20 protein-coding genes, 1 tRNA gene and 1 rRNA gene are annotated in these 25,180 nt (G+C 40.2%); 11 read left to right on the top strand and 11 right to left on the bottom strand.

Annotated elements, in window-relative coordinates; translation table 11 throughout:
• Positions 1-279: 279 nt before the first annotated feature.
• The 4 genes from NG743_RS23295 to NG743_RS23280 all read right to left on the bottom strand — a co-directional run bounded on the left by NG743_RS23295 (position 280) and on the right by NG743_RS23280 (position 4,316).
• A complete protein-coding gene (locus NG743_RS23295; RefSeq protein WP_027401620.1) occupies positions 280-1,065 on the bottom strand; it encodes a hypothetical protein in 786 nt (261 codons plus the stop codon).
• Between the two features lie 245 nt (positions 1,066-1,310).
• On the bottom strand, positions 1,311-2,525 hold the full coding sequence (locus NG743_RS23290; RefSeq protein WP_257120980.1) for an acetate kinase: 1,215 nt from the start codon (positions 2,523-2,525) through the stop codon (positions 1,311-1,313).
• 41 nt (positions 2,526-2,566) lie between these two features.
• On the bottom strand, positions 2,567-2,707 hold the full coding sequence (locus tag NG743_RS23285) for a hypothetical protein (RefSeq protein WP_160170608.1): 141 nt from the start codon (positions 2,705-2,707) through the stop codon (positions 2,567-2,569).
• A 268-nt stretch (positions 2,708-2,975) separates the two neighbouring features.
• Positions 2,976-4,316, bottom strand: coding sequence for a DEAD/DEAH box helicase (locus NG743_RS23280; protein ID WP_027401622.1), 1,341 nt, complete (start codon positions 4,314-4,316; stop codon positions 2,976-2,978).
• A gap of 655 nt (positions 4,317-4,971) precedes the next feature.
• Between NG743_RS23280 and NG743_RS23275 the strand changes: the two genes are divergently transcribed.
• The 5 genes from NG743_RS23275 (at position 4,972) to NG743_RS23255 (ending at position 11,126) form a co-directional block, all read left to right on the top strand.
• Entirely contained in the window at positions 4,972-6,096 is a 1,125-nt protein-coding gene (locus NG743_RS23275) for a DNA cytosine methyltransferase (RefSeq protein WP_257120979.1), read from the top strand.
• A 113-nt stretch (positions 6,097-6,209) separates the two neighbouring features.
• A complete protein-coding gene (gene deoC, locus NG743_RS23270) occupies positions 6,210-6,896 on the top strand; it encodes a deoxyribose-phosphate aldolase (protein ID WP_257120978.1) in 687 nt (228 codons plus the stop codon).
• Between the two features lie 259 nt (positions 6,897-7,155).
• Positions 7,156-8,085: a DNA repair protein RecO gene (gene recO, locus NG743_RS23265; RefSeq protein ID WP_027401625.1), complete on the top strand. Its 930-nt coding sequence runs from the start codon at positions 7,156-7,158 to the stop codon at positions 8,083-8,085.
• Entirely contained in the window at positions 8,069-9,688 is a 1,620-nt protein-coding gene (locus NG743_RS23260) for an MFS transporter (protein WP_193963347.1), read from the top strand. The genes recO and NG743_RS23260 overlap by 17 nt, the downstream gene beginning before the upstream one ends.
• A 289-nt stretch (positions 9,689-9,977) precedes the next feature.
• On the top strand, positions 9,978-11,126 hold the full coding sequence (locus NG743_RS23255) for a glycosyltransferase family 4 protein (protein ID WP_027401627.1): 1,149 nt from the start codon (positions 9,978-9,980) through the stop codon (positions 11,124-11,126).
• A 62-nt stretch (positions 11,127-11,188) separates the two neighbouring features.
• Here NG743_RS23255 and NG743_RS23250 read toward each other — a convergent pair whose 3' ends face one another.
• Together NG743_RS23250 and NG743_RS23245 are read right to left on the bottom strand one after the other, a co-directional pair.
• Positions 11,189-11,434, bottom strand: a complete 246-nt coding sequence (locus NG743_RS23250) for a hypothetical protein (protein ID WP_027401628.1) — start codon at positions 11,432-11,434, stop codon at positions 11,189-11,191.
• 174 nt (positions 11,435-11,608) lie between these two features.
• Entirely contained in the window at positions 11,609-11,839 is a 231-nt protein-coding gene (locus NG743_RS23245; protein ID WP_027401629.1) for an Hfq-related RNA-binding protein, read from the bottom strand.
• A gap of 132 nt (positions 11,840-11,971) precedes the next feature.
• Between NG743_RS23245 and dapF the strand changes: the two genes are divergently transcribed.
• Together dapF and NG743_RS23235 are read left to right on the top strand one after the other, a co-directional pair.
• Entirely contained in the window at positions 11,972-12,811 is an 840-nt protein-coding gene (gene dapF, locus NG743_RS23240) for a diaminopimelate epimerase (protein ID WP_193964681.1), read from the top strand.
• Positions 12,812-13,218: 407 nt separating this feature from the next.
• A complete protein-coding gene (locus tag NG743_RS23235) occupies positions 13,219-13,818 on the top strand; it encodes a Uma2 family endonuclease (protein ID WP_173401697.1) in 600 nt (199 codons plus the stop codon).
• A gap of 406 nt (positions 13,819-14,224) precedes the next feature.
• Here the strand turns inward: NG743_RS23235 and NG743_RS23230 are convergent, their stop codons facing one another.
• Positions 14,225-15,757 (bottom strand): GMC oxidoreductase, encoded by a 1,533-nt coding sequence (locus NG743_RS23230; RefSeq protein ID WP_193962997.1) that lies wholly within the window; start codon positions 15,755-15,757, stop codon positions 14,225-14,227.
• Between the two features lie 436 nt (positions 15,758-16,193).
• Here NG743_RS23230 and NG743_RS23225 point away from each other — a divergent pair, with 436 nt between their 5' ends.
• Together NG743_RS23225 and NG743_RS23220 are read left to right on the top strand one after the other, a co-directional pair.
• Positions 16,194-17,537, top strand: a complete 1,344-nt coding sequence (locus tag NG743_RS23225) for a histidine phosphatase family protein (protein ID WP_027401633.1) — start codon at positions 16,194-16,196, stop codon at positions 17,535-17,537.
• Positions 17,538-17,775: 238 nt separating this feature from the next.
• Positions 17,776-18,648 (top strand): DUF5895 domain-containing protein, encoded by an 873-nt coding sequence (locus NG743_RS23220; RefSeq protein ID WP_257120977.1) that lies wholly within the window; start codon positions 17,776-17,778, stop codon positions 18,646-18,648.
• A gap of 67 nt (positions 18,649-18,715) precedes the next feature.
• Here NG743_RS23220 and mltA read toward each other — a convergent pair whose 3' ends face one another.
• The 4 genes from mltA to glyQ all read right to left on the bottom strand — a co-directional run bounded on the left by mltA (position 18,716) and on the right by glyQ (position 23,152).
• The gene (gene mltA / locus NG743_RS23215) at positions 18,716-19,942 is read right to left on the bottom strand and encodes a murein transglycosylase A (protein WP_027401635.1); all 1,227 of its coding nucleotides are present in this window, start codon (positions 19,940-19,942) and stop codon (positions 18,716-18,718) included.
• A gap of 2 nt (positions 19,943-19,944) precedes the next feature.
• Positions 19,945-20,193, bottom strand: a complete 249-nt coding sequence (locus NG743_RS23210) for a hypothetical protein (protein ID WP_027401636.1) — start codon at positions 20,191-20,193, stop codon at positions 19,945-19,947.
• 1,144 nt (positions 20,194-21,337) lie between these two features.
• The gene (locus NG743_RS23205) at positions 21,338-21,826 is read right to left on the bottom strand and encodes a DUF4079 domain-containing protein (protein ID WP_027401637.1); all 489 of its coding nucleotides are present in this window, start codon (positions 21,824-21,826) and stop codon (positions 21,338-21,340) included.
• Between the two features lie 444 nt (positions 21,827-22,270).
• Positions 22,271-23,152, bottom strand: a complete 882-nt coding sequence (gene glyQ / locus NG743_RS23200) for a glycine--tRNA ligase subunit alpha (protein WP_027401638.1) — start codon at positions 23,150-23,152, stop codon at positions 22,271-22,273.
• Between the two features lie 312 nt (positions 23,153-23,464).
• Between glyQ and NG743_RS23195 the strand changes: the two genes are divergently transcribed.
• Both NG743_RS23195 and NG743_RS23190 read left to right on the top strand, forming a co-directional pair.
• A 16S ribosomal RNA gene (locus NG743_RS23195) occupies positions 23,465-24,951 on the top strand.
• Between the two features lie 124 nt (positions 24,952-25,075).
• A tRNA-Ile gene (locus NG743_RS23190) sits at positions 25,076-25,149 on the top strand.
• The last annotated feature ends 31 nt before the right edge of the window (positions 25,150-25,180 follow it).

Below are 25,180 nucleotides of genomic sequence, written 5' to 3'. Positions count from 1 at the left end.
ATTCTCCTGTACTTGTTTGCTGCTTATACCTAGCTTCTCTAAGGAAGAGGACATTATGATAATTATGTTAACTTATCTTAATATATCTTAAAATAATCCTCCTGTCACAATAAAAATAATCTGTTCTACCCTACAGGCCTAAAAGATGAGGATAGTAGAAATTCTATTGTAGCGATTCTTTGCGGGAGTCAGGAGTCACCGAGTCAAGAGTCACCGAGTCAGGAGTCAGGAGAAAATTACCCAATGACCAATGACCAATGACCAATGACCAATGACCAATCAATCTTTTTCTGGTGGTCTAATACTAACTGTGCCGTCGGCATTTGTAACGACCTTTCCTCCCAAGGCTTCAATTTCCTGAATTGCTCGGTTGCGAGTTTTTTCATCTACATTATTGTTTAAAACCATTGCCCATGTAGCCACTCGTGCTGCTTTACTATCAGGATTTTTACTCAAAAAATTGGCAGTTTTTTGAGAAATAAACGCTACTTGCTTACCTTCTTCATCAGTATAAGTGCTTGCCCACTCTGCGGCTTTGAGAAAAGATTTTTTTGATGCCTGAGCATTACCTAAAAATAATAACTCATCTGTGCCTTTGTAGCGCCAGATATAGTATGACCTGGGGGGAATTTGTGGTGATAAAGATTTTAATCCTTTTTCCATTAAAGCTATAGTTCTATTTGGCATACCACCGTATAAAGAACTACTTATAGAAAGTCCTAAATAAGCTTCCAAGAAACGTGGATCACGGTCTAAAATAACTTCAAAATACTCTGGGCTGATACTGTATCCGGTTTTATCTCTGGCTTCATTATCACCGAAGAATTGCAAAAAATCAATATATACCCAATCGGCAATGAAATTTTTATAACTAAAACTGGGGATAGCCTCAAGTAAGTTTAAGCGAAAACTTTCTTTCTTGAGGTCTTTTTGGAGAGCTTCTACGGAAATAGATTGTTTATTAATTAATAGTTTTTGCAGTTTTGGTATTTGCATTAAGCTAATACTGACAATACAAAAGCAAGCAACTAATGGCGTGGTAATAGCTTCACGAGATAAAAACATAGTGGGGGAGTGGGGGGAGTGGGGGAGTGGGGGAGTGGGGGAGTGGGGGAGTGGGGGAGTGGGGGAGTGGGGGAGTGGGGGAGTGGGGGGAGTGGGGGGAGTGGGGGAGAGTGGGGGAGAAATTTGTTCCTTGTTCCTTCTGAACTCCTGATAGCGTTCACGTGGTGTGCCGAAGGCATAGCGTGGCGTTAGCCATACTCCTGAATGGGCGCAGGCCCTGCGCCCCTACCTCCTGAACTCCTGTATTATTGTTGCAGCAATTTCCAACATTGTTGAGCTATTGACCAATCTTCTTGAGTTTCTATGACTAAGATTCGTACTGTGGAATCAGATGTGGCAATATCAATATCAATAGGTTGTTGCTGATTTTTCGCCAAGTCAATTTTCAGTCCTAAAAATCCCCAGGCTTCACAAGCAGCTTGACGGATTGCTGGGGAGTTTTCGCCGACTCCAGCGGTAAAGACTAAAACATCTAAACCTGCTAAACTAGCCAGCATTGCCCCGATACCAGCCCGGAGGCTATGTACGTATATATCCCAAGCTAGTTGAGCGCGTTGATTACCTTGGTCTTTTGCAGCTATCACTTCCCTTAAATCACTAGATACTCCAGAAATACCTTTTAATCCTGAAGCTTTATTTAACACATTATCTAATTCGTGACTAGAGTAATTATACTGTTGCAATAAGTAAATCAAAATCCCTGGATCAATTGAACCACTGCGGCTACCCATCATTAAACCATCTAGAGGAGTAAATCCCATTGTTGTGTCAATACTGCAACCATTTTTGATGGCGGCTAAAGAACAACCATTACCTAAATGACAGGTAATTATTCGCAGAGATTGTAAATCTTGACCAAGAATTTCCGCTGCTCGATTGGCACAATACTGGTGACTGATGCCATGAAAGCCATAACGACGGATACCCTGTTCAACTAAATGATAGGGGATGGGATAGATAGCTGCGGCATCGGATAAAGTGCGGTGAAATCCAGTATCAAAAACTGCGACTTGGGGGATATTCCCTAGACTATTTTCAATGGTTTCAATACCAGCTAAAGCGGCTGGATTATGGGCTGGGGCTAGATTACATAAGTGAGCGATCGCCTGTTTGACATCTTCCGTAATTATTACAGCTTCTTGGTAATCTTGTCCACCATGTACCACTCGATGTCCTACCACATCTATGGCTGCTAAATCATCAATTACCTTGGTTATGCCATTTGTAAGAGTAGATAACAAATGAGTAAATTGCACCTGTCGGGAATCATCAGCCAGAGTTTCTTGCAGTTTTGCACCTGTAGCGGTTTTAACTATAATTTCTGCCTGATTTTGGTTTTCAGTCCAATTTATTTTTCCTTCCCAAAGAGGTTGGGGGGCTAAATTAGGAATCGGGGATGTCATGTCGTACAGACAACTCTTTTGGCTGCTAGAACCGGCATTGAGGATGAGTATTTTCATAACTTAAAATTTACGCACTGTAACAATTTACTACAGTGATTTTATTGTTTGGGTAGCGTAAAACCAAACTTTGTAAAAATCCAGTTATACCATTCTTGATGAGTGGTAATAAAAGTTAAAGCTGATTCCAAATCTATATCTAAATCTTTGTTATGAATACTGATAATCAGATCATAGATCAAATCTTTGCCCGCTCCACAGGCAATCTCGGTAGAACTTACCGTTTCTGACCGTAGTTCCTAAAAAGAACCCCAAAAATAATCCGGGGAATGGGTAAAAGTTGATAATTAAGTAGTGAGACAGGATTAATTACACAATGTCATTGGGAATGGAACGAAGTGAAATGAAGCAATCGCAAGGGTTGTGATTGCTTCCCTTCGCTCGCAATGACTGTAAATATTTTTGTCCAATTACTTATCAATTGTCAGTTATCAATTATCAACTCAGCTATTACCTACGTTTACCAGAACGACGTGGTGTAGGAGAACTAGAACCAGGCTTTTTATCCCCTGCGGCTGTGCGTGAAGAAGGCTGTCTAGGTGATTTTGAAGAAGCAGATTTAGGAGCAGAACGACGAGTCCGCTGATTTCCACCACCAGAAGGAGCTTTGCGTCCATTGGGAATTGGTTCAGCTTTAATTTCTGGGTTGACTCCAAAACCATCTACCACCTCTTTCGGTAAACGCTGCTCAATGAGTTGTTCAATATCCGCTAATAAATGATGTTCATCAACACATACAAGGGAAATCGCTTGACCTTCCGCACCAGCGCGTCCAGTCCGACCAATGCGATGCACATAATCTTCTGGGACATTGGGTAAATCGTAATTAATAACGTGAGGTAGTTCACTAATATCAAGACCCCGCGCAGCAATATCCGTTGCTACCAATACCTGCAAAGTCCCATCTTTAAACTTGGCTAAAGCGTGAGTTCGCGCTCCCTGGCTCTTATTACCGTGAATAGCGAGCGCTTGAATTCGGTCTTCACCCAACTGCTTCACCAACCGGTCAGCACCATGCTTCGTGCGGCTAAATACTAATACTTGATACCATTTGTTTTCTCGAATTAGATGAGAAAGTAATTGGCGTTTGCGTTCTCTGTCCACATGATAAACTTTTTGTGATACCGTTGCCGCAGTCACATTTCGGCGTGCGACTTCAATCATAGTCGGGTTATTTAGTAACCCAGCCGCAAGAGTTTTAACTTTATCAGAGAAAGTTGCAAAAAATAGCAAATTCTGCCGCTGTTTAGGCAAAAGTGAAAGAATACGCCGGATATCATTAATAAACCCCATGTCCAGCATTCGGTCTGCTTCATCTAGTACCAACACTTCCACACGAGACAAATTCACAGTACCTTGTTGGACATGATCTAACAATCGTCCTGGAGTTGAAACCAAAATATCTACACGGGTTCTCAATTTCTGTTTTTGGGGACCAATACTCACTCCCCCAAACATCACCATTGAATTCAGATTCAAATATTTACCATAATCACGGACACTTTCTTGCACCTGTGCAGCGAGTTCACGAGTAGGAGTCAGAATTAAGGCGCGAATTGGCGGAAATCCATGAGAATTACTAGAAATGCCCTTATTTGCAGACAAACGATGTAACAATGGCAGAGTGAAACTGGCAGTTTTTCCAGTACCCGTTTGCGCTCCAGCCATAATATCACCACCAGACAACACCACAGGAATAGCCTGTGTCTGGATTGGTGTAGGTTTATCATATCCCCGCTCAGTGACAGCACGAACAATTTCTGGGGACAAGCCGAGATTAGAAAAAGACATAGAACTCCAAGAATAACATCGGCCTGTCGCCAATCACGGCTTCAGTCTTAGGCGGACGAATGGTTTAAAATACACAAATGGGCAGTAAGCACCAAGACTAGGAGCAAATCCCACAGCCTCTCATCATAGCAGAATTATGGTGAAATCTGAACCTATAGGAATTATCTCTTGTGCTACTTGTACCAATATTAGTATAAATACGCTGAATATTCTTTGTAATTTATCCATTTTAGTAATGATTTAGATGATTACAAAATATAGAATCTATTGATTATCTCTCTTCTGTCAAATTGTAAATCAAAAAAATAATTTCCTAATTTTCAAATCCATATAAGTAATTGGACAAAAATATTTACAGTCATTGCGAGCGAAGGGAAGCAATCGCCAGGGTTGTGATTGCTTCATTTCACTTCGTTCCATATGGCTAACGCCACGCAACGCTTACGCAATGACATTAATTAATTCCCTGGCGGATTATGGGATAATCAGAAGATGTGAATAAAAGACACTTTATGGCTCACTCAATAACAGTGCGGAAAAAAATCGTAGCTTGGGTTTCGCTTTGTATTTACCCAAACCAATTCATAACGCACCGTTACAATCAATATAATTCCTAAGAAAGTTAAACAAAAAATTAAACCGTTCATAATGTCAAATGTCTACCCCCCTTATCTTCTCATTCTTTTCCGGTTCAGGCTTCCTCGATTTAGGTTTTGAAACCACAGGCTATAACATCGCTTACGTTAACGAAATCTTCCCTCCATTCATGTCCGCATATCGCTATTCACGGGAAATTCTCAATCTCCCCCAACCTGAATATGGATATCATCAAGAAGAAGCCGCAGACGTAAGTAAATTAATAGTAGGAACACCAGCACAACGATTAAATGAATTAGTCAAAGATTCCCGTAAATCAAATAATATAATAGGCTTTATTGGTGGTCCACCCTGTCCTGATTTTTCAGTTGGTGGTAAAAACAAAGGACATTTAGGTGATAATGGCCAACTTTCATTTGCTTATGTTGAATTAATTTGTCAAAATCTACCTGATTTCTTTTTATTTGAAAATGTTAAAGGTTTGTGGAGAACTACAAAACACCGTTTATTTTTTGAAGACCTAAAAATTAAATTACAAAAATTTGGTTATATATTAACAGAAAGGCTAATTAATTCTATTGAATATGGTGTCCCTCAAGATAGAGATAGAATTATTTTAATAGGCTTTCAAGCTAAATTTCTCAAAGATATAAAAATCAAAGATGAATTTACTTTTCCTTGGGAAAACCATATTTTATATCCTCAAGAACAAATATTTACTTATCCTTGGCATAAAAGCCAACCATTTCAAGAAGATTCCATAATTCCTTGTCCTAAAAATATTCCTGAAAAACTCACTGTTGAATATTGGTTTAGAAAAAATCACGTTCTCAACCATCCTAATGCTCAACATCATTTTCAACCAAGAGCAGGTAAAACAAAATTTGCTACTATTGCTGAAGGAGATGATTCCAAAAAATCATTTAAACGTCTGCACCGGTGGCGTTATTCTCCCACAGCTTGCTATGGTAATAATGAAGTCCATTTACATCCTTATAAAATTAGACGTATTTCTGTAGCTGAAGCCTTAGCAATTCAATCTTTACCCGTTAATTTTTTCCTTCCAGAAAATATGTCACTTACGAATATGTTTAAAACCGTTGGTAATGGTGTTCCCTACTTAGCCGCAAAAGCCTTAGCACAAACTATTCTTGACTTTTTAAACACTGGGTTGCAAGATTAAGGGCGCAGTCCCTGCGCCCCTACTTTCTGACTTCTCTTGATATGTGGTTTAATATATAAGAAATACTTTAATTTTCATCAAGTTTAATCAACTTTACACCAAAAACAAAAACGATGGCAGCAGACTATCCAAACATTGATATTGCGCCATTTATTGACCACTCTCTGCTATTACCAATTGCCACCCCAGAGCAGATTAGTCAATGGTGCGACGAAGCATATAGATATAACTTTGCAGCGGTTTGTGTGAATCCCTGTTATGTCAAGCAAGTAGCAGAACTTCTGTATAAAAAAAATCCTCAAGTTTGTACAGTCATTGGTTTTCCCAATGGTGCAAATACTTCAGCCGTCAAGTTATATGAAGCTAAAGAAGCAGTAGACAATGGTGCTACTGAGTTGGATGTAGTTATTAATTTAGGGTGGTTAAAAGCGGGAAAAACAGAGGAAGTTCACCGAGAAATTGCCACAATTTGCGAAGAAGCTGGACAACCTGTAAAGGTAATTTTAGAAACTAGCTTGCTTACGGATACAGAGAAACAAATCGCTGCGGAATTGGCTATGGATGCTGGTGCTGCATTCTTAAAAACCAGTACAGGTTGGAATGGTGGCGCAACTGTAGCCGATGTTAAGCTTTTAAAAGAGATAGTAAAAGATCGTGTAGGCATCAAAGCATCAGGTGGTATTCGTACTCACAATGATGCCTTAGAGTTAATTATGGCTGGTGCGACTAGATTAGGCACATCTCGCGGTGTGGATTTACTTCGTCAACGCAATTACCCAGAAAAAGAAAAGAGTGAGTAGTCAGTCGTCCTTTGTTTAGTTGTTCTTTGTCAGTTGTTCTTTCTTTACTAAGTAATTGGACAAAAATATTTACAGTCATTGCGAGGGAAGGGAAGCAATCACAACCCTGGCGATTGCTTCATTTCACTTCTTTCCCTATGGCTAACACCACGCTGCGCTAACGCAATGACATTGTGTAATTAATTCTGTCTCACTACTTACTGACCACCGACTACTGACTACTGACCACTGACCACTGACTAATGACTACTGACTAAAAATGAGTAAAACCTATAAAGCAACTGGTATTAATCTCAAGGCGCAAGTGCTGGGCGAATCTGATAAAATAGTTACAATTTTAACTCAAGAATTTGGGTTAATTCGGGCAGTTGCGACGGGAGTACGGAAACAAAACTCCAGCTTGGGGGGGAGAATGGGGATGTTTGTCATTAATGAATTACTCATTTCCCAAGGACGAAATCTCGATAGAATTACTCAAGCTGAAACTATCAAAACCTACCCGGGTTTATCTAAGGATTTGGGTAAATTAGCTGCTAGTCAATATTTAGCGGAAATAGTTCTGTGTCAAGCGTTAAGCGAACAACCGCAAACAGAAATTTATGAGTTATTTAATGAGCATCTTCAGCGGCTAGAGGATATACCAAAAATAGAAATAAACTGTGTAGTTGCCTATCTAGCTCAAGGTGTATTTCAACTTTTATCCTTAGCGGGACTAAAGCCACAAGTAGAGTCTTGTTGTTTAACTCAACGGCTTTTAACCCCAGACTGGACAAATCCCCATTGGCAAGTTGGATTTAGCATTCCTTCTGGTGGCATAATTTGTTTAGACGCTTGGAAAACCTTGCGAACAGAAATAGAGCAGGAGAAACGGGAAAATAGGGAAATGACACAAACAAGCCAGACAAATGTTTCCAATCCCCAATTCTGGTCTTCTAACCCTAGTTACGAAACGGTTTTTCACCAGCAGGAGTTACCAATTATTTCTCGTCGGTTGAATGGGAAACAACTGGTTATGCTTCAACATCTGTCGGAAACAGAGATAATACAAATAGATGTAGCCGACTATTCTGGATGGTTAGCTGTTGAGCAAATTCTACGCCAGTATGTTCAGTATCATTTAGGACAACCTATTCGCTCTGCCACTTTGATTGATTCCTATTTTGCCGCCAACCATGATGCAATCGTCTGATTTAAATAAAAAAAGCCGAACTCACTCACCTAGCGACGCTAAAAAAAAGCATAAAGCATCAGATCATAATGTTGCTTCTGCTCCTAAACTTAGTCATATTCATAGTCCAGAAATGTCACTACAAGATGTTTCTGAAGATGGAAATTGCCCAGCAGAAATTCCATTAACTGATATTTCTCAAGAACCAGAAATAAAATCTGATCCATTATTAAAAGGTGCGGAATTGAATGGTAAATTAACGACGGATTTAACGCCGGAAACATTGCCATTAATAGATGCCGATTCTGGGGGTACGGATTCTGCAAATAATCAACAGGCGGGGTTTTTACCTGTATTAAAAAACCCTAATTTTCTCGCTCTTTGGGCGGGTCAAGTTTTCTGTCAATTAGCTGATAAGGTTTATTTAGTATTGATGATTGCTTTGATTAATAGCCAGTTTCAAGCTAGTGATCAAAGTATTAGCGGTTGGGTTTCGGCTTTAATGATAGCGTTTACAATTCCTGCCGTATTATTTGGCTCTGTAGCTGGGGTATTTGTAGATCGTTGGTCAAAAAAAGTTGTTTTGGTAGCATCAAATATTTGGCGTGGTATTCTGGTTTTACTTATTCCTACCCTGTTATGGTTAACCCATGATTGGCAGCCTGTTGGCGTTTTGCCTGTGGGTTTTTTGATTATTTTAGGGGTAACTTTTTTGGTTTCTACCTTAACACAATTTTTTGCTCCAGCAGAACAATCGGCTATTCCTTTAATAGTCAAAGAACAGGATTTGCTTTCAGCTAATTCTCTCTACACAACGACAATGATGGCTTCGGTGATTGTGGGTTTTGCGGTAGGAGAACCAGTGTTGGCATTAGCAGACGGACTATGGGGGCAATTAGGCGGTGGTGGGGGATTGGGTAAGGAAATTTTGGTGGGTGGCAGTTATGCGATCGCTGGGTTAATATTATTTCTACTACAAACTAACGAAAAACCCCATCCCCCGGAAACAGAATTTCCCCATGTTTTGTCAGACTTGCGCGACGGGTTACGTTACCTCCAAGAAAATCATCGCATCCGCAATGCTTTATTACAACTAATTATCCTATTTTCTGTCTTTGCTGCCCTGACTGTGCTGGCAGTTCGTATGGCAGAAATTATTCCCAATCTGAAAGCCTCTCAATTCGGCTTTTTATTAGCATCTGCTGGTGTTGGTGTGGCTATTGGGGCGACAATTCTCGGACAATTTGGACAACGCTTTTCCTATAAACAACTGAGTTTTTGGGGTTGTCTAGGTATGGCAGGATCTTTAATTGGTTTATCACTGTTTACCACTCAACTTTTACCCGTGCTGCTATTTATAGCTTTGGTGGGAATATTTGGGGCTTTGGTGGGTATCCCTATGCAAACTGCAATCCAAACCGAAACACCCCCAGCTATGCGAGGTAAGGTATTTGGACTGCAAAATAACGTGATTAATATTGCTCTTTCTCTCCCCTTGGCTTTAGCAGGTGTGGCGGAAACTTTTATCGGCTTAAAAGCAGTATTTTTTACCTTAGCTGCGATCGTCTTAGTTGGCGGTCTCTTTACTTGGTATAATTCTGGTGAGTCCTCAGATGGCAAATAGCCAAAAACTGCATCAAACTATTGGGTTTCGTGCTAAACTTAATCCAGCAAGATGCAAAATACTTGCTGGGAATCAACCAAATAATCAGCATATTAATTTGTAATCAAGTTAAAAACTTTATGAATTATTAGCATTATCAATAAAGCTATTGATTGTTTAATTGCCCAGATTATTTAGGTTTTAAAGTTAGAGATATCTGAGTTTTTGTGAATACCAAAAATTCGGCTATAACAACTTCATAATAAAAACAGTATATTTTACCCTCGTTTTTTTTATAGATAACCGAAGAATGCGTATAGCTTGGATTGGAAAAAAAACACCCTTTTGCGGTAACGTCACCTACAGTCGAGAAATTACCAACGGATTACTAGACAGGGGACACGAGGTTAGTTTTCTGCACTTTGCTCAAGAAGAAGCGACAACTGACAATTGGCCTAATTTTCAAGAAGTTCCTTTACCATTTATCTACAAATCTCAGGTTTACACAATTCCCTCTTTCAAAGCAACTAAGGTTTTGAAAGATTCACTACGGGAAATTAAACCAGATATAGTCCACGCTTCTCTGACTCTATCAACTTTAGATTTTGTTTTACCAGAAATTTGCGAAGAGTTAAATTTGCCCCTCATTGCCACTTTCCACACTCCATTTGCAGGGAAGGGAGCAAAATTAATATCTAGTACCCAGCTTTTAGCTTATCAACTTTATGCTCCTTTTTTAGATCATTATGATCGGGTAATTATCTTTTCCCAAATTCAACGGGAATTACTCTCAGGTATGGGGGTTGGGGACAGCAAAATTGCTGTGATTCCTAATGGTGTAGATCCTGTTAAGTATTCTCCCGGTGTTTCTCATGTTAAAGCCGAATTCGGGGCTGAACGTTTGTTTGTTTATCAAGGGAGAATCGCCCAAGAGAAAAACGTTGAATCTCTCTTGCGGGCTTGGAAGCAATCAGATATGGGTGTTAATACCAAATTATTGATTGTGGGTGATGGTCCATTAAAGCCTTCTCTGGAGTCATTTTATGGTCGAGAACATGGCATCATCTGGTTAGGATTTATCGCCGATGAAAATCGCCGGATCGAAATTTTACGAGGGGCGGATGTATTTATTTTACCTTCTTTGGTAGAGGGATTATCCTTGTCTTTATTAGAGGCTATGTCCTGTGGTGTAGCTTGTTTAGCTACTGACGTGGGTGCAGACGGGGAAGTTTTAGAAAAGGGGGCTGGTGTAGCGATTAATACAAGCAGTGTGCGATCGCAGTTAAAGACCCTATTACCACTATGCCAAGATCATCCAGAGTTAACCACATTGTTGGGAGAAAAAGCCAGGAAGCGAGTATTAGAACGCTATACCTTAAATGATAATATCACCCAATTAGAAGAGCTTTATAGCCAAGTTCTCGCCCAGCGTCCTTTAACACTAAGCTGGGGTATTTAAACCTCCGTAGGGGCGGGGTTCCCCCGCCCTTTATCAGTCTTCCTTGTAAGGCGTTAAAATTATCACGTGATCATTGGTAAATTTATGTCGAATCCTACACTATCTAGGTATGGTTTCCAGTCAAAAGCATTAATATCTAAACTGGTAAGAAAATTATTGATGATTGGGTTTAAAGGAATGTAATTGGGTACAGGGTTTGTCCCGATAGCTGTAGTCGGACCAGTAGTCGTACCACCTACTATAACTTTTTGTTGGTCAATAGATATGTCTGCGAATACAGGTATATCTGTGATGCGTATTTTAGACATTGTAAAAATATCCTTAACGTTGATTAGTCCCGCTAAATTCCACCGTTAATTTAAATATTAGACAAAGCAATAATATCCAGTCAATCCGATAAGCAACTAGAAGCAACACAGTTTTATCTAGATTTAAGTAGGTTGGCGTTAAAAATTGTTGGCATTTTGTGGGTTTAGTCCTGTTTAGGCTACTGTATCACTGAATGGTTTCATGTAGGCGATCGCCTGTTTCCAAACCATAATTTGCTCATTATTACCATCAAAAATACAGATACAATTGTGATCCTGCCAAAATATGCGACCTGTGATCAAATCACCAGTCATTAATCTAAATTCGACCGTTAATTTTTCTTTAATGCACTTCTGGACTTGACGAGTGCTAGGTAGGGAAGTATCAAATTGATTGGTTGCCATATATTATATTGGTAATTGGTAATTGGTAATTGGTAATTGGTAATTGGTAATTGACGACTGACAACCGACAACTGACAAATGACAAATTTTTTAATAGTATGAATGAATCTTTAATAATTCATTTAGGGCAAAATGGCAATCGAATTTAGTAAGTATCACGGACTCGGTAATGATTTTATTCTTATTGATAACCGTTCCTCATTGACACCAGTATTAACGCCAGAGAAAGCTGTACAGTGGTGCGATCGCCATTTTGGTATCGGAGCAGATGGTATTATTTTCGCACTTCCTGGACAGAATGGCACTGATTACACCATGCGAATTTTTAACTCCGATGGTTCAGAACCGGAAATGTGTGGGAACGGGATTCGCTGTTTAGCGGTATTTTTGACAGACCTAGAAGGCATTTCCCGGACAAAAGATAAATATCATATTCATACCTTAGCAGGTGTGATTGCCCCCCAACTCACTGATGATGGTCAAGTTAAAGTGGATATGGGTGAACCCCGGTTATTAGCAGAAGAAATTCCTACCACTTTATCACCTAGTGAGTTTCAAGTCATTAATCAACCCTTGGAAGTAGCCGGGAAAACTTGGGATGTTACCTGTGTCAGCATGGGAAATCCCCACTGTATCACCTTTGTGGAAGATGTTGCGGCGATTAATTTAGAAAGCATTGGTCCCCAATTTGAAAATCATCCCGTATTTCCTAAAAAAACCAACACCGAATTTATTGAAATAGTCAATCGTAACTATTTGAAAATGCGCGTTTGGGAAAGAGGTGCTGGAATTACCCTCGCTTGCGGAACAGGTGCTTGTGCGTCCTTAGTAGCGGGTGTATTGAACGATAAATGCGATCGCACCGCTACCATAGAATTACCCGGCGGACCCCTAGAAATCGAGTGGTCAGAACTTGACAACCGGATTTACATGACAGGACCAGCCGAACGAGTATTTACAGGAAAATATTAAATAAATTCAGCCGTGTTGAGTTCTAAGAGGGTGTTTGAGAAGTTTTTAATGTATAAACAAACCCCTCTCCAAACCTCTCCCCGAAGCGGGGAGAGGCTTTGAAAACCCCCTTCCCTCGTAGGGAAGGGGGCAGGGGGGTTAGGTTTTTGGAGATTATCGGTTTCATCTAATACTTTTAAAACATCCTCTAAGGGTATTTTTTTAATTGGAAGTGAAATCGGCGGTTAGAAACCGCATCTACACAAACAAAACCTGCCTTCGCAGGTTAAAGACCTTAATTTAATCTTAGTCCGCGCAGGCGGACTTTGTTTGTATAGTCGTGTATCCCTAACGGGAGGCGAAGCTATATTCTATTCGCCAGGGCTGTATAATTGTTGATATTAGTTTCATCTGTGGAGTTAAATCTAATGACACAAGCTGCAATCACAAATTTAGAATTAATTCAACCTTTAGCTAATCATCAGGCTTTGACAGATGAGCAATTTATGTTATTGCAGGAAAATGATCATCTTTATGAATATGTGGACGGAGAGCTAATTATTGTGGCAAATTCAGGTGTAGAACATGGCTACTTAGCTCTAACTCTTGGATATTTTTTAACAGGTTTTGTGCGTGATCATAAACTCGGTATAACTTGTGATTCTAGCACTGCTTTTAAAATGAAAACTGGTAACAAAATATCACCTGATCTGGCTTTTATTGATAAAGAAAGGTTACAAGGTTTAAAACGATTACCCAAGGGGTTTTTTGATGGCGCTCCCGATTTAGCTGTAGAAATTATTTCTCCTAATAATACTTTTGAAGAAATTCATAATAAATTAGTAGAGTATTTTGAAAACGGAACTCGTTTAGCATGGGTAATTTTGCCAGATGAAGAATGTGTATTAGTTTATCGCAAACCTAAGCCATCACAGCTTTTGCAATTGGAAGATAGTCTTAATGGAGAAGATGTTATTCCTAATTTTAATCTGCCTTTGATAGAGTTATTTCAAGAATTATCTTTTTAGATTAGATATATATTTTCAACTATGCAGCATTTAGACAGTTTAGATTTTGCTAGAGGAGCAGACGGAACTCAGGTATTATTATCAAATAACGACAGATCACCATAACACTTTTTTTATCATCCACTTTTAAAAGTTGACTTGTCTAATTATGGATACGCTAGACATTTCAAATTTTTAAAACAATCAAAAATATTATTAACTCAAATTGCTAGTTATCTAGTTAAGGCTGATACTTCGACTATGGCTACGCCACGCAGGCGATCGCCAATAGGTAATTAGTGATAAAATCCCTATTTTCATCCTGTACATCCTTTAATCCTGGGCATCCTGATTCTGACAAAAAATGCTTACCGTGACCTGTAGGGGTTTCCCCGCCCTTAATTGTATCCCATCCCCACCACAAATACTATATCCTTGTCAACAAATATTCTCCCACCCGCAAAGCATTAGCAATAATAGTTAATGAAGGATTTACCGCAGCACTAGAAGGAAAAAAGCTCCCATCAACAACATAAAGATTATCAACATCATGAGTCCGACAATTGATATCCAAAACCGAAGTATTTGCATCTTCACCAAAACGACAAGTACCACATTGATGAGTCACTTCTCTTAAACCCATTTTTTGAGGAATATGTAAAGTTCCCATTGATTTAAAGACAGAAATTGATTGTAAAACCTGAATCCATTGCTGAATTAATTTATTAAAAGCCCTTTGATTATTATGAGTATATTCCAGGAAAACCTGCCCATTTCTACTCAAAACCCTATTGTTAAAATCTGGTAAATCCTCTGTGATCACTAACCAAGATAGAGAATGATTAGCTATAGCCTCAGCTATAAAATTAGGCATCAAAGGCGGACCATAAGCAAGTATTTTATCCTTATTTGCCCCACCAAGTAATTGCACACTCCCCATCGGATAAGTAAAATCTTGATTTCCCCAATAAAAATCAGTAATAGCCAAAGTTTTTGGGAAAACCGGATGATTGGGCTGGGTACTCAAAGTCATAACCACAGCAAAATTATGTGTCATGTAATTGCGTCCCACAAGATTAGAACTATTAGCTAATCCATTGGGGTGTTGCTCATTAGCAGATTTCAGTAACAGCAATGCCGAATTAACTGCACCACAAGCTAATACCACAATATCCCCAGAAAATATCTGCCGTTGATTTCCTATTTCTACTTCCACTCCAGTCACTTCTCGACCCGATGGGCTAGTATGTAAACATACTACCTTTGCTTCAGTTATTAATGTGATATTTGGATAATTCATTGCTGGACGAACACAATTAATATCCGCATCAGCTTTACCATCAATTAAACACGGAAAACCATCACAAGTATGACAACGAATACAAGCACTTAAACTCCGATTTACCTCATTGAGTTTGATAGCCAGTGGTTGATAAAAAGGATGAAAACCTTGATATTTTAAAGAATCATGGACTTCTTGAATATAAGGCTCATGACTCAATGGTGAAAAAGGATATTCTTGATTAATCTGCGGTTCAGTAGGGTCAAGTCCTCGCTTACCATGTACATCATAGAGTTTTTCTGCTTCGTCATAGTAGGGAGCGAAATCTTGATATTTTAATGGCCATTCTGGAGAAATCCCATCTTCATGAATAACCTTTTCAAAATCTCGTTCACGCAATCTAAACAAAGTCCCACCATAAAATTTAGTATTACCACCTACATAATAATGTGTGAGCGGTTTGATAGCTTTCCCGTGTTTGTCGTACCATAGTTCACTAGTCCGATAGCGTTCTTTCCGAGAAACTTCTTGAGTATCCCAATTAGCTTTTTCTTTAGGTAAAAAATTACCTTGTTCTAAAACTAAAATTTTCTTGCCGCTGGATGCTAATTTGTAGGCTAAAGTTCCACCTCCAGCACCAGTACCAACGATGATAAAGTCGTAATGATTGACAGTCATTGTTTACAAAAAAAGGGACGGGGAACAGGGAACAGGGAACGGGGAACAGGGAATAGGGAACAGATAAGAAACTAAATTTTCAGAGTTTAAATCTCAGTCAAAAAAGGATGTTTTTAAAAGATGCGTAGCCCAAAAAAATAGTGTCATTATTTCAATCTCATGTTTCTAAACATGAGTTTTTTCTGCTCCCTATTGATTCCTATTCCTTCTGAATATTTTTTGCTCTAGAACCGGAAACAAATATAGCTATTCTACTTTCACCTATTCAGCTAGTTAAAATAGATGAATTATGTTGTTTAAAATTACAGGTTAGCCATTAATTTAGCCTATCTTAATTATTAAGTCTGTATTTTAAAGATCATCAGCAGGGAGAGCGATCGCCCAGTCGGAACATTTTGTAGTAAAATTAGGGCTTTGCATAGAGGAAACAAAAAAAATGACCCGTGTGATCATCGTGCGTCATGGTCAAAGTACCTACAATATAGAAAAACGTATTCAAGGGCGTACTGATGCCTCATCTTTAACCGCCAAAGGTCAAAATGATGCCAGTCAAGCTGGTATTGCCCTCAGTAGTATTTCCTTTCAAGCTATTTATAGTAGTCCCCTCCAGCGAGCTAAATCCACAGCCGAAATTATCCGCAGTCAATTGGCTACACAATCTGCTGTCATTCAAATTGATGAACAGTTGGTAGAAGTTGATTTACCCTTATGGGTAGGAATGACTACAAGTGAAGTCCAAGAACAGTTTACTGAAGATTACCGCACCTGGAAAAAACATCCCCACGAGTTTCGCATGGTTTTAGATGAACCTTCAGGAACTAAAGAACATTTCCCAGTTCTGGCTTTATACGCTCAAGCCAAGCAATTTTGGCAAGATATTCTCCCCCAACACCAAGGGGAAACTATCCTGATTGTGGGTCATAATGGCATCAATCGTGCCTTAATTAGCACCGCGTTGGGAATTTCCCCCAGTCGTTACCATTGTTTACAACAGTCTAACTGCGGTATTAGTATTTTGAATTTTGCCGGTGGTTTAGGCGAAACTGTGCAGTTAGAATCTATGAATCAAACCCAACATCTGGGTGAAACTTTCCCTTCTCTACGTCCTGGTCACAAAGGTGTAAGATTATTATTAGTCCGTCATGGGGAAACGGAATGGAATCGTCAAGGTAAATTTCAAGGACAAATTGATATTCCCCTCAATGATCATGGTAGAAACCAAGCCGCAAAAGCCGCAGAATTTCTCAAAGACGTAAATATTGATTTTGCAGTTAGCAGCACTATGTCCCGTCCCAAGGAAACAGCGGAAATTATCTTAAAATATCATGCCAGTTTAAACTTAGAACTATTTGCTGGTTTGAGAGAAATTAGTCACGGACTTTGGGAAGGCAAATTTGAATCAGAAATTGAGCAAGAATTTCCTGGAGAATTAGAAAGTTGGCGCACAATCCCCGCCAATGTGCAAATGCCACAAGGAGAAAATTTAACACAGGTAAAAGAACGTAGTGTTGCTGATTGGAATACTATAGTTGAAAATGCCCAAACCCAGCAATTACAACTAGGATTAGTCGTTGCCCATGATGCCACTAATAAAACCTTACTATGCCATATTCTGGGTTTATCTAACGAGAATTTCTGGAACTTCCGTCAAGGTAATGGTGCTGTGAGTGTGATTGATTATCCTGACGGTATTCAAGGTTATCCAGTTTTGCAAGCGATGAATATTACTGGGCATTTAAGTAATAGTGTTCTCGATAAAACTGCGGCTGGTGCATTGTAGTTGAGATAAGTTGTTAGGGTAATTGATGAATTGCCCTAATATCAAATAGAGTAGGAGATTAAGAATAATTGAACGCAGATAAACGCAGATAAACGCAGATAAGAAGGGATGAATTAATGGATTTAAACGGAAATTGTTACAATCTAATTCACAAAGTGCCTGATACCGGAGATAGATGGTACAAAATATGGTACAAACGATAGACTTATTAAATTAAACACACTGATATTCTAAAATCATGAAAGCATCTGCTAAATTCGACTTTGAAGACGAAAAGTTCAACGCCCCACCGTCCCAAGTGATTCCCTGGGGTTTAATGATCAATCCTCGGTATGGTACAGATGGTTTACAAAGCTATGGTTTAGCGATTAGCCGCGATAATGCTCAATCCGTTGGATTTCAGCCAGATGATAATTGGCAACAGGTGGAACATGAATTTAGTTCTGGAGAAGTAGAAACAATATTTATTACTACTACTCCTAGATTAGTGATAGTGCGTCGTGGTCCGTTGTCGGTACAAGATCGGGAAACCAAGACTAGATTAGGTACATACAAAGATTACAAAGAAGAGTTTTTAGCTGATAAACTTAAATTTAAAATTTATACTCGCCATTTGATTTTTTTAGTCGGTGAAGATAAAAAGTTCTTGCATCAATCACCTCTGCAACTAACTCTGAGTGGTTCACCCGGCGCTAGTTTTGGGAAAAATTACGCTGAATATCAACAAGGGCGAATTACTGGCGGTTTTGCTGGGGAATTGGAAAAAGCTTATGCTGGGTTTCAAAAAAAACCACTAACTCCTAAAGGTCCTTTATTCCATGCTCATGGGATTTTTTGCCCTATAATCGAACCTGAAGAAAGAGGAATAGAACCGAATATTGCTTTGGTGGCTTCAACTGTAGATTATAAACATCCCACGATTTCCACTTTAACAGATTATATGATTGCTTCAGACTCTCCTGAGTCGGAAATTATTTGTAAGGCTTTTGAAGAATACAAAGAATTTGGTAAGGAAGTAATTAAACCAGAGGCTTCTAAGGTAGAAACGTCTGGTGTTACCAATTCTTATGTATATGCGGATGACGATGAATTTAGTTATCCACCTTATTAGGGATTGGGGATTGGGGATTGGGGAGTAATTACCAATTACCAATTACCAATTACCAATTACCAATTACCTATTCTTTCAATAGTAAATAGAATAGTGAACCGTTACCGCCAGAAATACCAGCGCGATCGCCTGCTAATTGACCAGAACCCATGAAATAATCAACTCTTCCTGGTCCTTTAATCGCACTGCCTGTATCCTGATCTAAAACAAAACGGTTAACTAGACGAGATTCCAGTTTGCCACGATTAGTAGGATAGGGAAAGGAATTGATAATCAGCGCCAGTGCGCCCGGTGGCATCACAGACTTATCTGTAGCAATGGAACGTTCCGCGGTGACAGGGACAACAATACTACCTGTAGCAGGCGTACCGTTGGTTTCTGCAAAGAAAACAAACCTTTCCCAACGTGGTAAATAATTACTTAACTCCTTGGGATTTTGGCGAAAATAAGTAATTAACTTAGGCATGGTTAAACCACTCAGTGGCAGTTTCCCATCTTTTGCTAGCTCTTTACCGATAGAAGTCCAAGCATAATCAGTTCCTCCAGCATAACCAACAGATGTTCTTTGCCCATTAGTTAATTTAATTTGGGCAGAACCTTGGATCTGAACCATGTATGGATCTAGACGATTACTAAACCAGACAATTTCTAACCCTCGTAACTTGCTTTTATCCCCCAGCAACCCATTTTTGCCTTCCAAATCAATCCGTTTAGGATGGGGTTTTGTCCATTTCTGGAAATCTGGCGGCAGACTATAAAGAGGATACTTGTATACAGCAGTTCTAACTCGGCTGGCAACATACACAGGCTCATAATAAGCTGTAAACTTAACAGTTCCCTTGCCATCGTTGCCTACAGACTGGTAAAAGACAAACTCTCGCCGCACAGCAGCTTGTAGTTCAGCCGCCGACTGAGAACTCACAACCAATTGCCGAAAGCGTACCAAACTCCGCTGCACCCGATTGAGGGTAATTTCCTTAATTGGGTAATTTTGATAGGCTGTAACAGCTTTATTAGTTGCCAAATAGCGCAAACTGTTATCTATGGAGGTCAGCAATGCTTGTTTATCACCCTGTTTACCCCAAAGTTGTTCATCTAAACCTAAGCAATTCTGGGGGGTACAAACAGTTTCTAAATTAATAGGTTCGAGGGCTGGTACTACTACAGGTGGTATTTCCGGGGTCACTGGTATCGTGACTGGCTGCGAATTAGGAGCTTGAGCTACAACTGAGGAAAGTGGATTTATAAAGGCAATTCCCAGACTTAAGGCAAGCAAAGTAAGGTTTTTTCTCATGTTTATCTTTCAATACTAGAATTAAAAACAGGTTCTACCCGAATTCCTGCAATCTTGGACGGACGCACCACTAGATATTCGCCTTGAATATTCTTAATCGGTACGTTAATAAACTCATTTGAATCCTGCTTTGGAGTTAATACGCCGCTATACCATTTTTGAAATTCTGGAAAGGTAGAAAAACGCACTTCTTCCCGATGTCCATTGTCTAACAGCAAAAAGACAGCATATTCGTTAGGAGTTCTAGGCATAAATTTACACTACTAAAAATACATCTTCTCCATTGTTAACTACCTCGCACCATAATGAAAAGAATTATCTAGTGGCCTGTCAATTTTGTTTTTGTGTTTAATCGGTTCTCAAATCAAAGATTCCCAAAATTGGATACAGACAATTTTAAGCTTGACAGGCCACTAGGAGTTGACTCAATTTTTCTGCCATTTTCTTTACCTTTCTTAAACTTAAGGGAACACCAATAAATAAATTACCCAATTTCGTGGGATGGGCATCCTGCCCGTCCTTGATGATTAGCGGGCAATTCGTCCCGCACCACAAGAAATTTTTGGGTATTTTTTTAATTGGAAGTCCTTAACCAAGTTTAACCTATTATAGCCCAAGTAATTTAATTAGTTATTAATAATACTCTGGTTTTCACATTCTTATCTATGACTTCTATAAGAAATATTGAGATTATTCAGTATTTCAACGGATGAATTATCGTCCCTTTGATTTCCAAGGTCGCTTCCTTCACTTAAAAACATCAAAACCTAACAACTTTTTGAGTTTTTAGGTTTTGATTGTCTGGGGTAGAAACAGCTTGATAATTTCTACTCATAACTATCCATATATTACTGTTTGTCCAATTCTTCAAGAAGTTGATCAACAAAATCCCTCAACCGTTGCTGCTGTGTCAGGGACGGTTTTCAGTCTACTTCCTGAGCAAACCAAAGTCAGCGTATTCTCACACCGAAACTAAATACTGATACTCATCAGAATTGTAAGTAGTGAGACAGAATTAATTACACAATGTCATTGCGTAAGCGTGGCGTTAGCTATATGGAACGAAGTGAAATGAAGCAATTCCAAGGGTTGTGATTGCTTCCCTTCCCTCGCAATGACTGTAAATATTTTTGTCCAATTACTTGACAAGGGGACTTTCAGGAACACCTAATAAACGAGCTTGCGATCGCCCAATTTTCTCACGAACTTGTCACCATCCCCAAGGAATTGCCGTAAACAGCAAACTCAAAATATAACTAAGACAGATAATTATTCCACTCGCCTGCATCATAAATCAAAATAAATGCCAAAGCACCAAGCCCAGAGAATACAGCATATATTTAACCTGCTTTGCACAGATATAATTCATCTTTGGTAGCTTTGGCAATCACAAAATTACAAAGAAATTCCCAAATTCAAACCTAAAACAGCATGAACAAACATAATCAAAAGTGTTGTAGTCCCTAAATAAGCATGAACCGCACGCAACCCAGCCTTATCCCCAAAAAATCCACTCAGAGAAATCACACCATTAATCAATAACAAGATCAACACCAGCGAACCAGTCCAAAAATGAGGACTTTCAAACAGTGGTTTTTGCTGCATCACCAACGACAAAACCCCGCCAGTATAGCCACCCGCCAAAAATACAAACAACCAAGGAGCTAATTGACGATGAGCATTACGGCTTTGAATAGCTGCATCCTTATCCTTCCCCTCCAACAACTTACCACGCCAACCCGTCACCCCCACAAAAGTCCCCACCACAAAAATCACAATTCCCATCATTGCCGGATGTCCCCAATGTACGACCGCTTCAGGAACACCTAGAGAACGAAACCAAGCTGCAATCGGTTCTAGGAGTTGACTCAATTTTTCTGCCATTTTCTTTACATTTCTTAAACTTGACTAATTTTAACTTAGTTAGGACTTAGGTGATTTAATCGGTTATCAATAATATTTGAATATTTTTTATCTATGATCAAGATAAAAATGTCAATATAGACATATAGGAATCCGGTTTGATTCCTGATAGCGGAGCGCGGCGTTAGCCATATTTTTCTACTTAGGAAGGCAAGAGGCAAAAGGCAAGACGATTCCAGAATATTAAGGTGTACCGAGTTTTGTTCAAAAATCAAATAGGAGTCCTATGTATATCAAAGGTATTGAAAAAAATCTGAATAAAAATCCGATTGCTTAAGGGAACACCAAAAAATAAATTACCCAATTTTGTGGGATGGGCATCCTGCCCGTCCTTGATGATTAGCGGGCAAGATGCCCGCACCACAAGAGATTTTTGGGTATTTTTTTAATTGGAAGTCCCTAAGATTAATCTTCTAAAGTATTCATCAAGAGTGGAAAACCTAACTTTTCCCTTTGCTCAACATATAAATGAGCCACCTTCCTCGCCAAATGCCGAATCCTAGTAATGTAACGAGTCCGTTCCGTCACAGAAATTACCCCTCTAGCATCAAGCAAATTAAAAGCATGAGAACACTTAATCACATAATCCAAACTAGGTAAAACCAATCCTCGTTCCGTTAATTGTGTAGCCTCCTGCTCATATAAACCAAACAGCGTCAGCAACATCTCAGGATTTGACGCTTCGAAATTATAAGTACACTGTTCAATCTCACCCTGAAGATGAACATCACCATAAGTAATGTTATCAGTCCATTGAATCTTAGTAATAGCCTCCACCTGCTGAAGGTACATCACCAAGCGCTCCAAACCATAGGTAATCTCAATGGACACAGGACGACAATCAATTCCTCCACATTGTTGGAAATATGTAAACTGAGTAATTTCCATCCCATCTAACCACACTTCCCAGCCAGTACCCCAAGCACCCACCGTCGCATCTTCCCAATTATCCTCCACAAACCGAATATCGTGGTCTTCAGGACAAATCCCCAACGCCCGTAGAGAATCAAGATAAATTTCCTGAATATCATCCGGTGACGGCTTAATCAACACTTGATATTGATAATAATGCTGAAACCGATTCGGATTTTCGCCGTAACGTCCATCAGTCGGACGACGACAAGGTTCAACATAAGCCACAGCCCAAGGTTCAGGTCCCAAAGCTCTCAAAAAAGTATGGGGATTCTTAGTACCCGCGCCCTTCTCCATGTCATAGGGCTGGGCAATCAAGCATCCACGCTGTTCCCAAAACTGATGCAATATCGCTATTACTGACTGAAAATTCACTATCTACTCTTCCTTGAGTCAACAATGCCTAAACCATTGTGGACTAAACCCAGCATTATGAGCAGTTTTCAGGCAAATAAAAAACAAACCGAAAAATAGTTTGCCAAAGTAGTTGACAAACCAAAGTAGATTCGATATATTAAATAAGTGCCGAACAGAGCAGCCAAAAAGAGGCAACACTAAACAGCACACCGAACCTTGAAAATATTATAGTTTGAAAGCCAGAATACAACAAGTACCCTGCGTCAGAAAGAAAATAACCTGACCGTGGTTGTAAAAACGGTTAAGAAAGAGCTTTATAACAGACGAACCAAAATGGAGAGTTTGATCCTGGCTCAGGATGAACGCTGGCGGTATGCTTAACACATGCAAGTCGAACGGTCTTTTCGGAGATAGTGGCGGACGGGTGAGTAACGCGTAAGAATCTACCTTCAGGTTGGGGACAACCACTGGAAACGGTGGCTAATACCCAATGTGCCGAGAGGTGAAAGGCTTGCTGCCTGAAGAAGAGCTTGCGTCTGATTAGCTAGTTGGTGGGGTAAGAGCCTACCAAGGCGACGATCAGTAGCTGGTCTGAGAGGATGATCAGCCACACTGGGACTGAGACACGGCCCAGACTCCTACGGGAGGCAGCAGTGGGGAATTTTCCGCAATGGGCGAAAGCCTGACGGAGCAATACCGCGTGAGGGAGGAAGGCTCTTGGGTTGTAAACCTCTTTTCTCAGGGAAGAACAAAATGACGGTACCTGAGGAATAAGCATCGGCTAACTCCGTGCCAGCAGCCGCGGTAATACGGAGGATGCAAGCGTTATCCGGAATGATTGGGCGTAAAGGGTCCGCAGGTGGCATTGTAAGTCTGCTGTTAAAGAGTTTGGCTCAACCAAATAAAAGCAGTGGAAACTACAAAGCTAGAGTGTGGTCGGGGCAGAGGGAATTCCTGGTGTAGCGGTGAAATGCGTAGATATCAGGAAGAACACCGGTGGCGAAGGCGCTCTGCTAGGCCAAGACTGACACTGAGGGACGAAAGCTAGGGGAGCGAATGGGATTAGATACCCCAGTAGTCCTAGCCGTAAACGATGGATACTAGGCGTAGCTCGTATCGACCCGAGCTGTGCCGTAGCTAACGCGTTAAGTATCCCGCCTGGGGAGTACGCAGGCAACTGTGAAACTCAAAGGAATTGACGGGGGCCCGCACAAGCGGTGGAGTATGTGGTTTAATTCGATGCAACGCGAAGAACCTTACCAAGGCTTGACATGTCACGAATTCCGTTGAAAGATGGAAGTGCCTTCGGGAGCGTGAACACAGGTGGTGCATGGCTGTCGTCAGCTCGTGTCGTGAGATGTTGGGTTAAGTCCCGCAACGAGCGCAACCCTCGTTTTTAGTTGCCAGCATTAAGTTGGGCACTCTAGAGAGACTGCCGGTGACAAACCGGAGGAAGGTGGGGATGACGTCAAGTCAGCATGCCCCTTACGTCTTGGGCTACACACGTACTACAATGCTACGGACAAAGGGCAGCTACACAGCGATGTGATGCGAATCTCATAAACCGTAGCTCAGTTCAGATCGAAGGCTGCAACTCGCCTTCGTGAAGGAGGAATCGCTAGTAATTGCAGGTCAGCATACTGCAGTGAATTCGTTCCCGGGCCTTGTACACACCGCCCGTCACACCATGGAAGTTGGTCACGCCCGAAGTCGTTACCCCAACCTTTTGGAGGGGGATGCCTAAGGTAGGACTGATGACTGGGGTGAAGTCGTAACAAGGTAGCCGTACCGGAAGGTGTGGCTGGATCACCTCCTTTTAGGGAGACCTAATCCATTTAGAACTCGAAAGCAATGCAAATTGTGAATAGAAACTAAATTGGTCTAACCTAGGTCGGTCGCAGACTTGAAGTAAAGCTTTCAAACTATGGTTTGGTTCGATAAGGGCTATTAGCTCAGGTGGTTAGAGCGCACCCCTGATAAGGGTGAGGTCCCTGGTTCGAGTCCAGGATGGCCCACCTGAAGAATTTTAGATTGGCGATTTTAGAT

Origin of the sequence: Dolichospermum heterosporum TAC447 (genome assembly GCF_024584745.1) — a bacterium.
Classification (GTDB): domain Bacteria; phylum Cyanobacteriota; class Cyanobacteriia; order Cyanobacteriales; family Nostocaceae; genus Dolichospermum; species Dolichospermum heterosporum.
Note: the sequence above shows the minus strand (reverse complement) of the source record. Positions and strands in the feature narration are given on the sequence as shown.

What these genes read in the sequence shown, in the direction of transcription:
- NG743_RS23295 (WP_027401620.1), bottom strand. Translation starts at nt 1,065, where the DNA reads ATGTTTTTATCTCGTGAAGCTATTACCACGCCATTAGTTGCTTGCTTT.
- NG743_RS23290 (WP_257120980.1), bottom strand. Translation starts at nt 2,525, where the DNA reads ATGAAAATACTCATCCTCAATGCCGGTTCTAGCAGCCAAAAGAGTTGT.
- NG743_RS23280 (WP_027401622.1), bottom strand. Translation starts at nt 4,316, where the DNA reads ATGTCTTTTTCTAATCTCGGCTTGTCCCCAGAAATTGTTCGTGCTGTC.
- NG743_RS23275 (WP_257120979.1), top strand. Translation starts at nt 4,972, where the DNA reads ATGTCTACCCCCCTTATCTTCTCATTCTTTTCCGGTTCAGGCTTCCTC.
- deoC (WP_257120978.1), top strand. Translation starts at nt 6,210, where the DNA reads ATGGCAGCAGACTATCCAAACATTGATATTGCGCCATTTATTGACCAC.
- recO (WP_027401625.1), top strand. Translation starts at nt 7,156, where the DNA reads ATGAGTAAAACCTATAAAGCAACTGGTATTAATCTCAAGGCGCAAGTG.
- NG743_RS23260 (WP_193963347.1), top strand. Translation starts at nt 8,069, where the DNA reads ATGATGCAATCGTCTGATTTAAATAAAAAAAGCCGAACTCACTCACCT.
- NG743_RS23255 (WP_027401627.1), top strand. Translation starts at nt 9,978, where the DNA reads ATGCGTATAGCTTGGATTGGAAAAAAAACACCCTTTTGCGGTAACGTC.
- NG743_RS23250 (WP_027401628.1), bottom strand. Translation starts at nt 11,434, where the DNA reads ATGTCTAAAATACGCATCACAGATATACCTGTATTCGCAGACATATCT.
- NG743_RS23245 (WP_027401629.1), bottom strand. Translation starts at nt 11,839, where the DNA reads ATGGCAACCAATCAATTTGATACTTCCCTACCTAGCACTCGTCAAGTC.
- dapF (WP_193964681.1), top strand. Translation starts at nt 11,972, where the DNA reads ATGGCAATCGAATTTAGTAAGTATCACGGACTCGGTAATGATTTTATT.
- NG743_RS23235 (WP_173401697.1), top strand. Translation starts at nt 13,219, where the DNA reads ATGACACAAGCTGCAATCACAAATTTAGAATTAATTCAACCTTTAGCT.
- NG743_RS23230 (WP_193962997.1), bottom strand. Translation starts at nt 15,757, where the DNA reads ATGACTGTCAATCATTACGACTTTATCATCGTTGGTACTGGTGCTGGA.
- NG743_RS23225 (WP_027401633.1), top strand. Translation starts at nt 16,194, where the DNA reads ATGACCCGTGTGATCATCGTGCGTCATGGTCAAAGTACCTACAATATA.
- NG743_RS23220 (WP_257120977.1), top strand. Translation starts at nt 17,776, where the DNA reads ATGAAAGCATCTGCTAAATTCGACTTTGAAGACGAAAAGTTCAACGCC.
- mltA (WP_027401635.1), bottom strand. Translation starts at nt 19,942, where the DNA reads ATGAGAAAAAACCTTACTTTGCTTGCCTTAAGTCTGGGAATTGCCTTT.
- NG743_RS23210 (WP_027401636.1), bottom strand. Translation starts at nt 20,193, where the DNA reads ATGCCTAGAACTCCTAACGAATATGCTGTCTTTTTGCTGTTAGACAAT.
- NG743_RS23205 (WP_027401637.1), bottom strand. Translation starts at nt 21,826, where the DNA reads ATGGCAGAAAAATTGAGTCAACTCCTAGAACCGATTGCAGCTTGGTTT.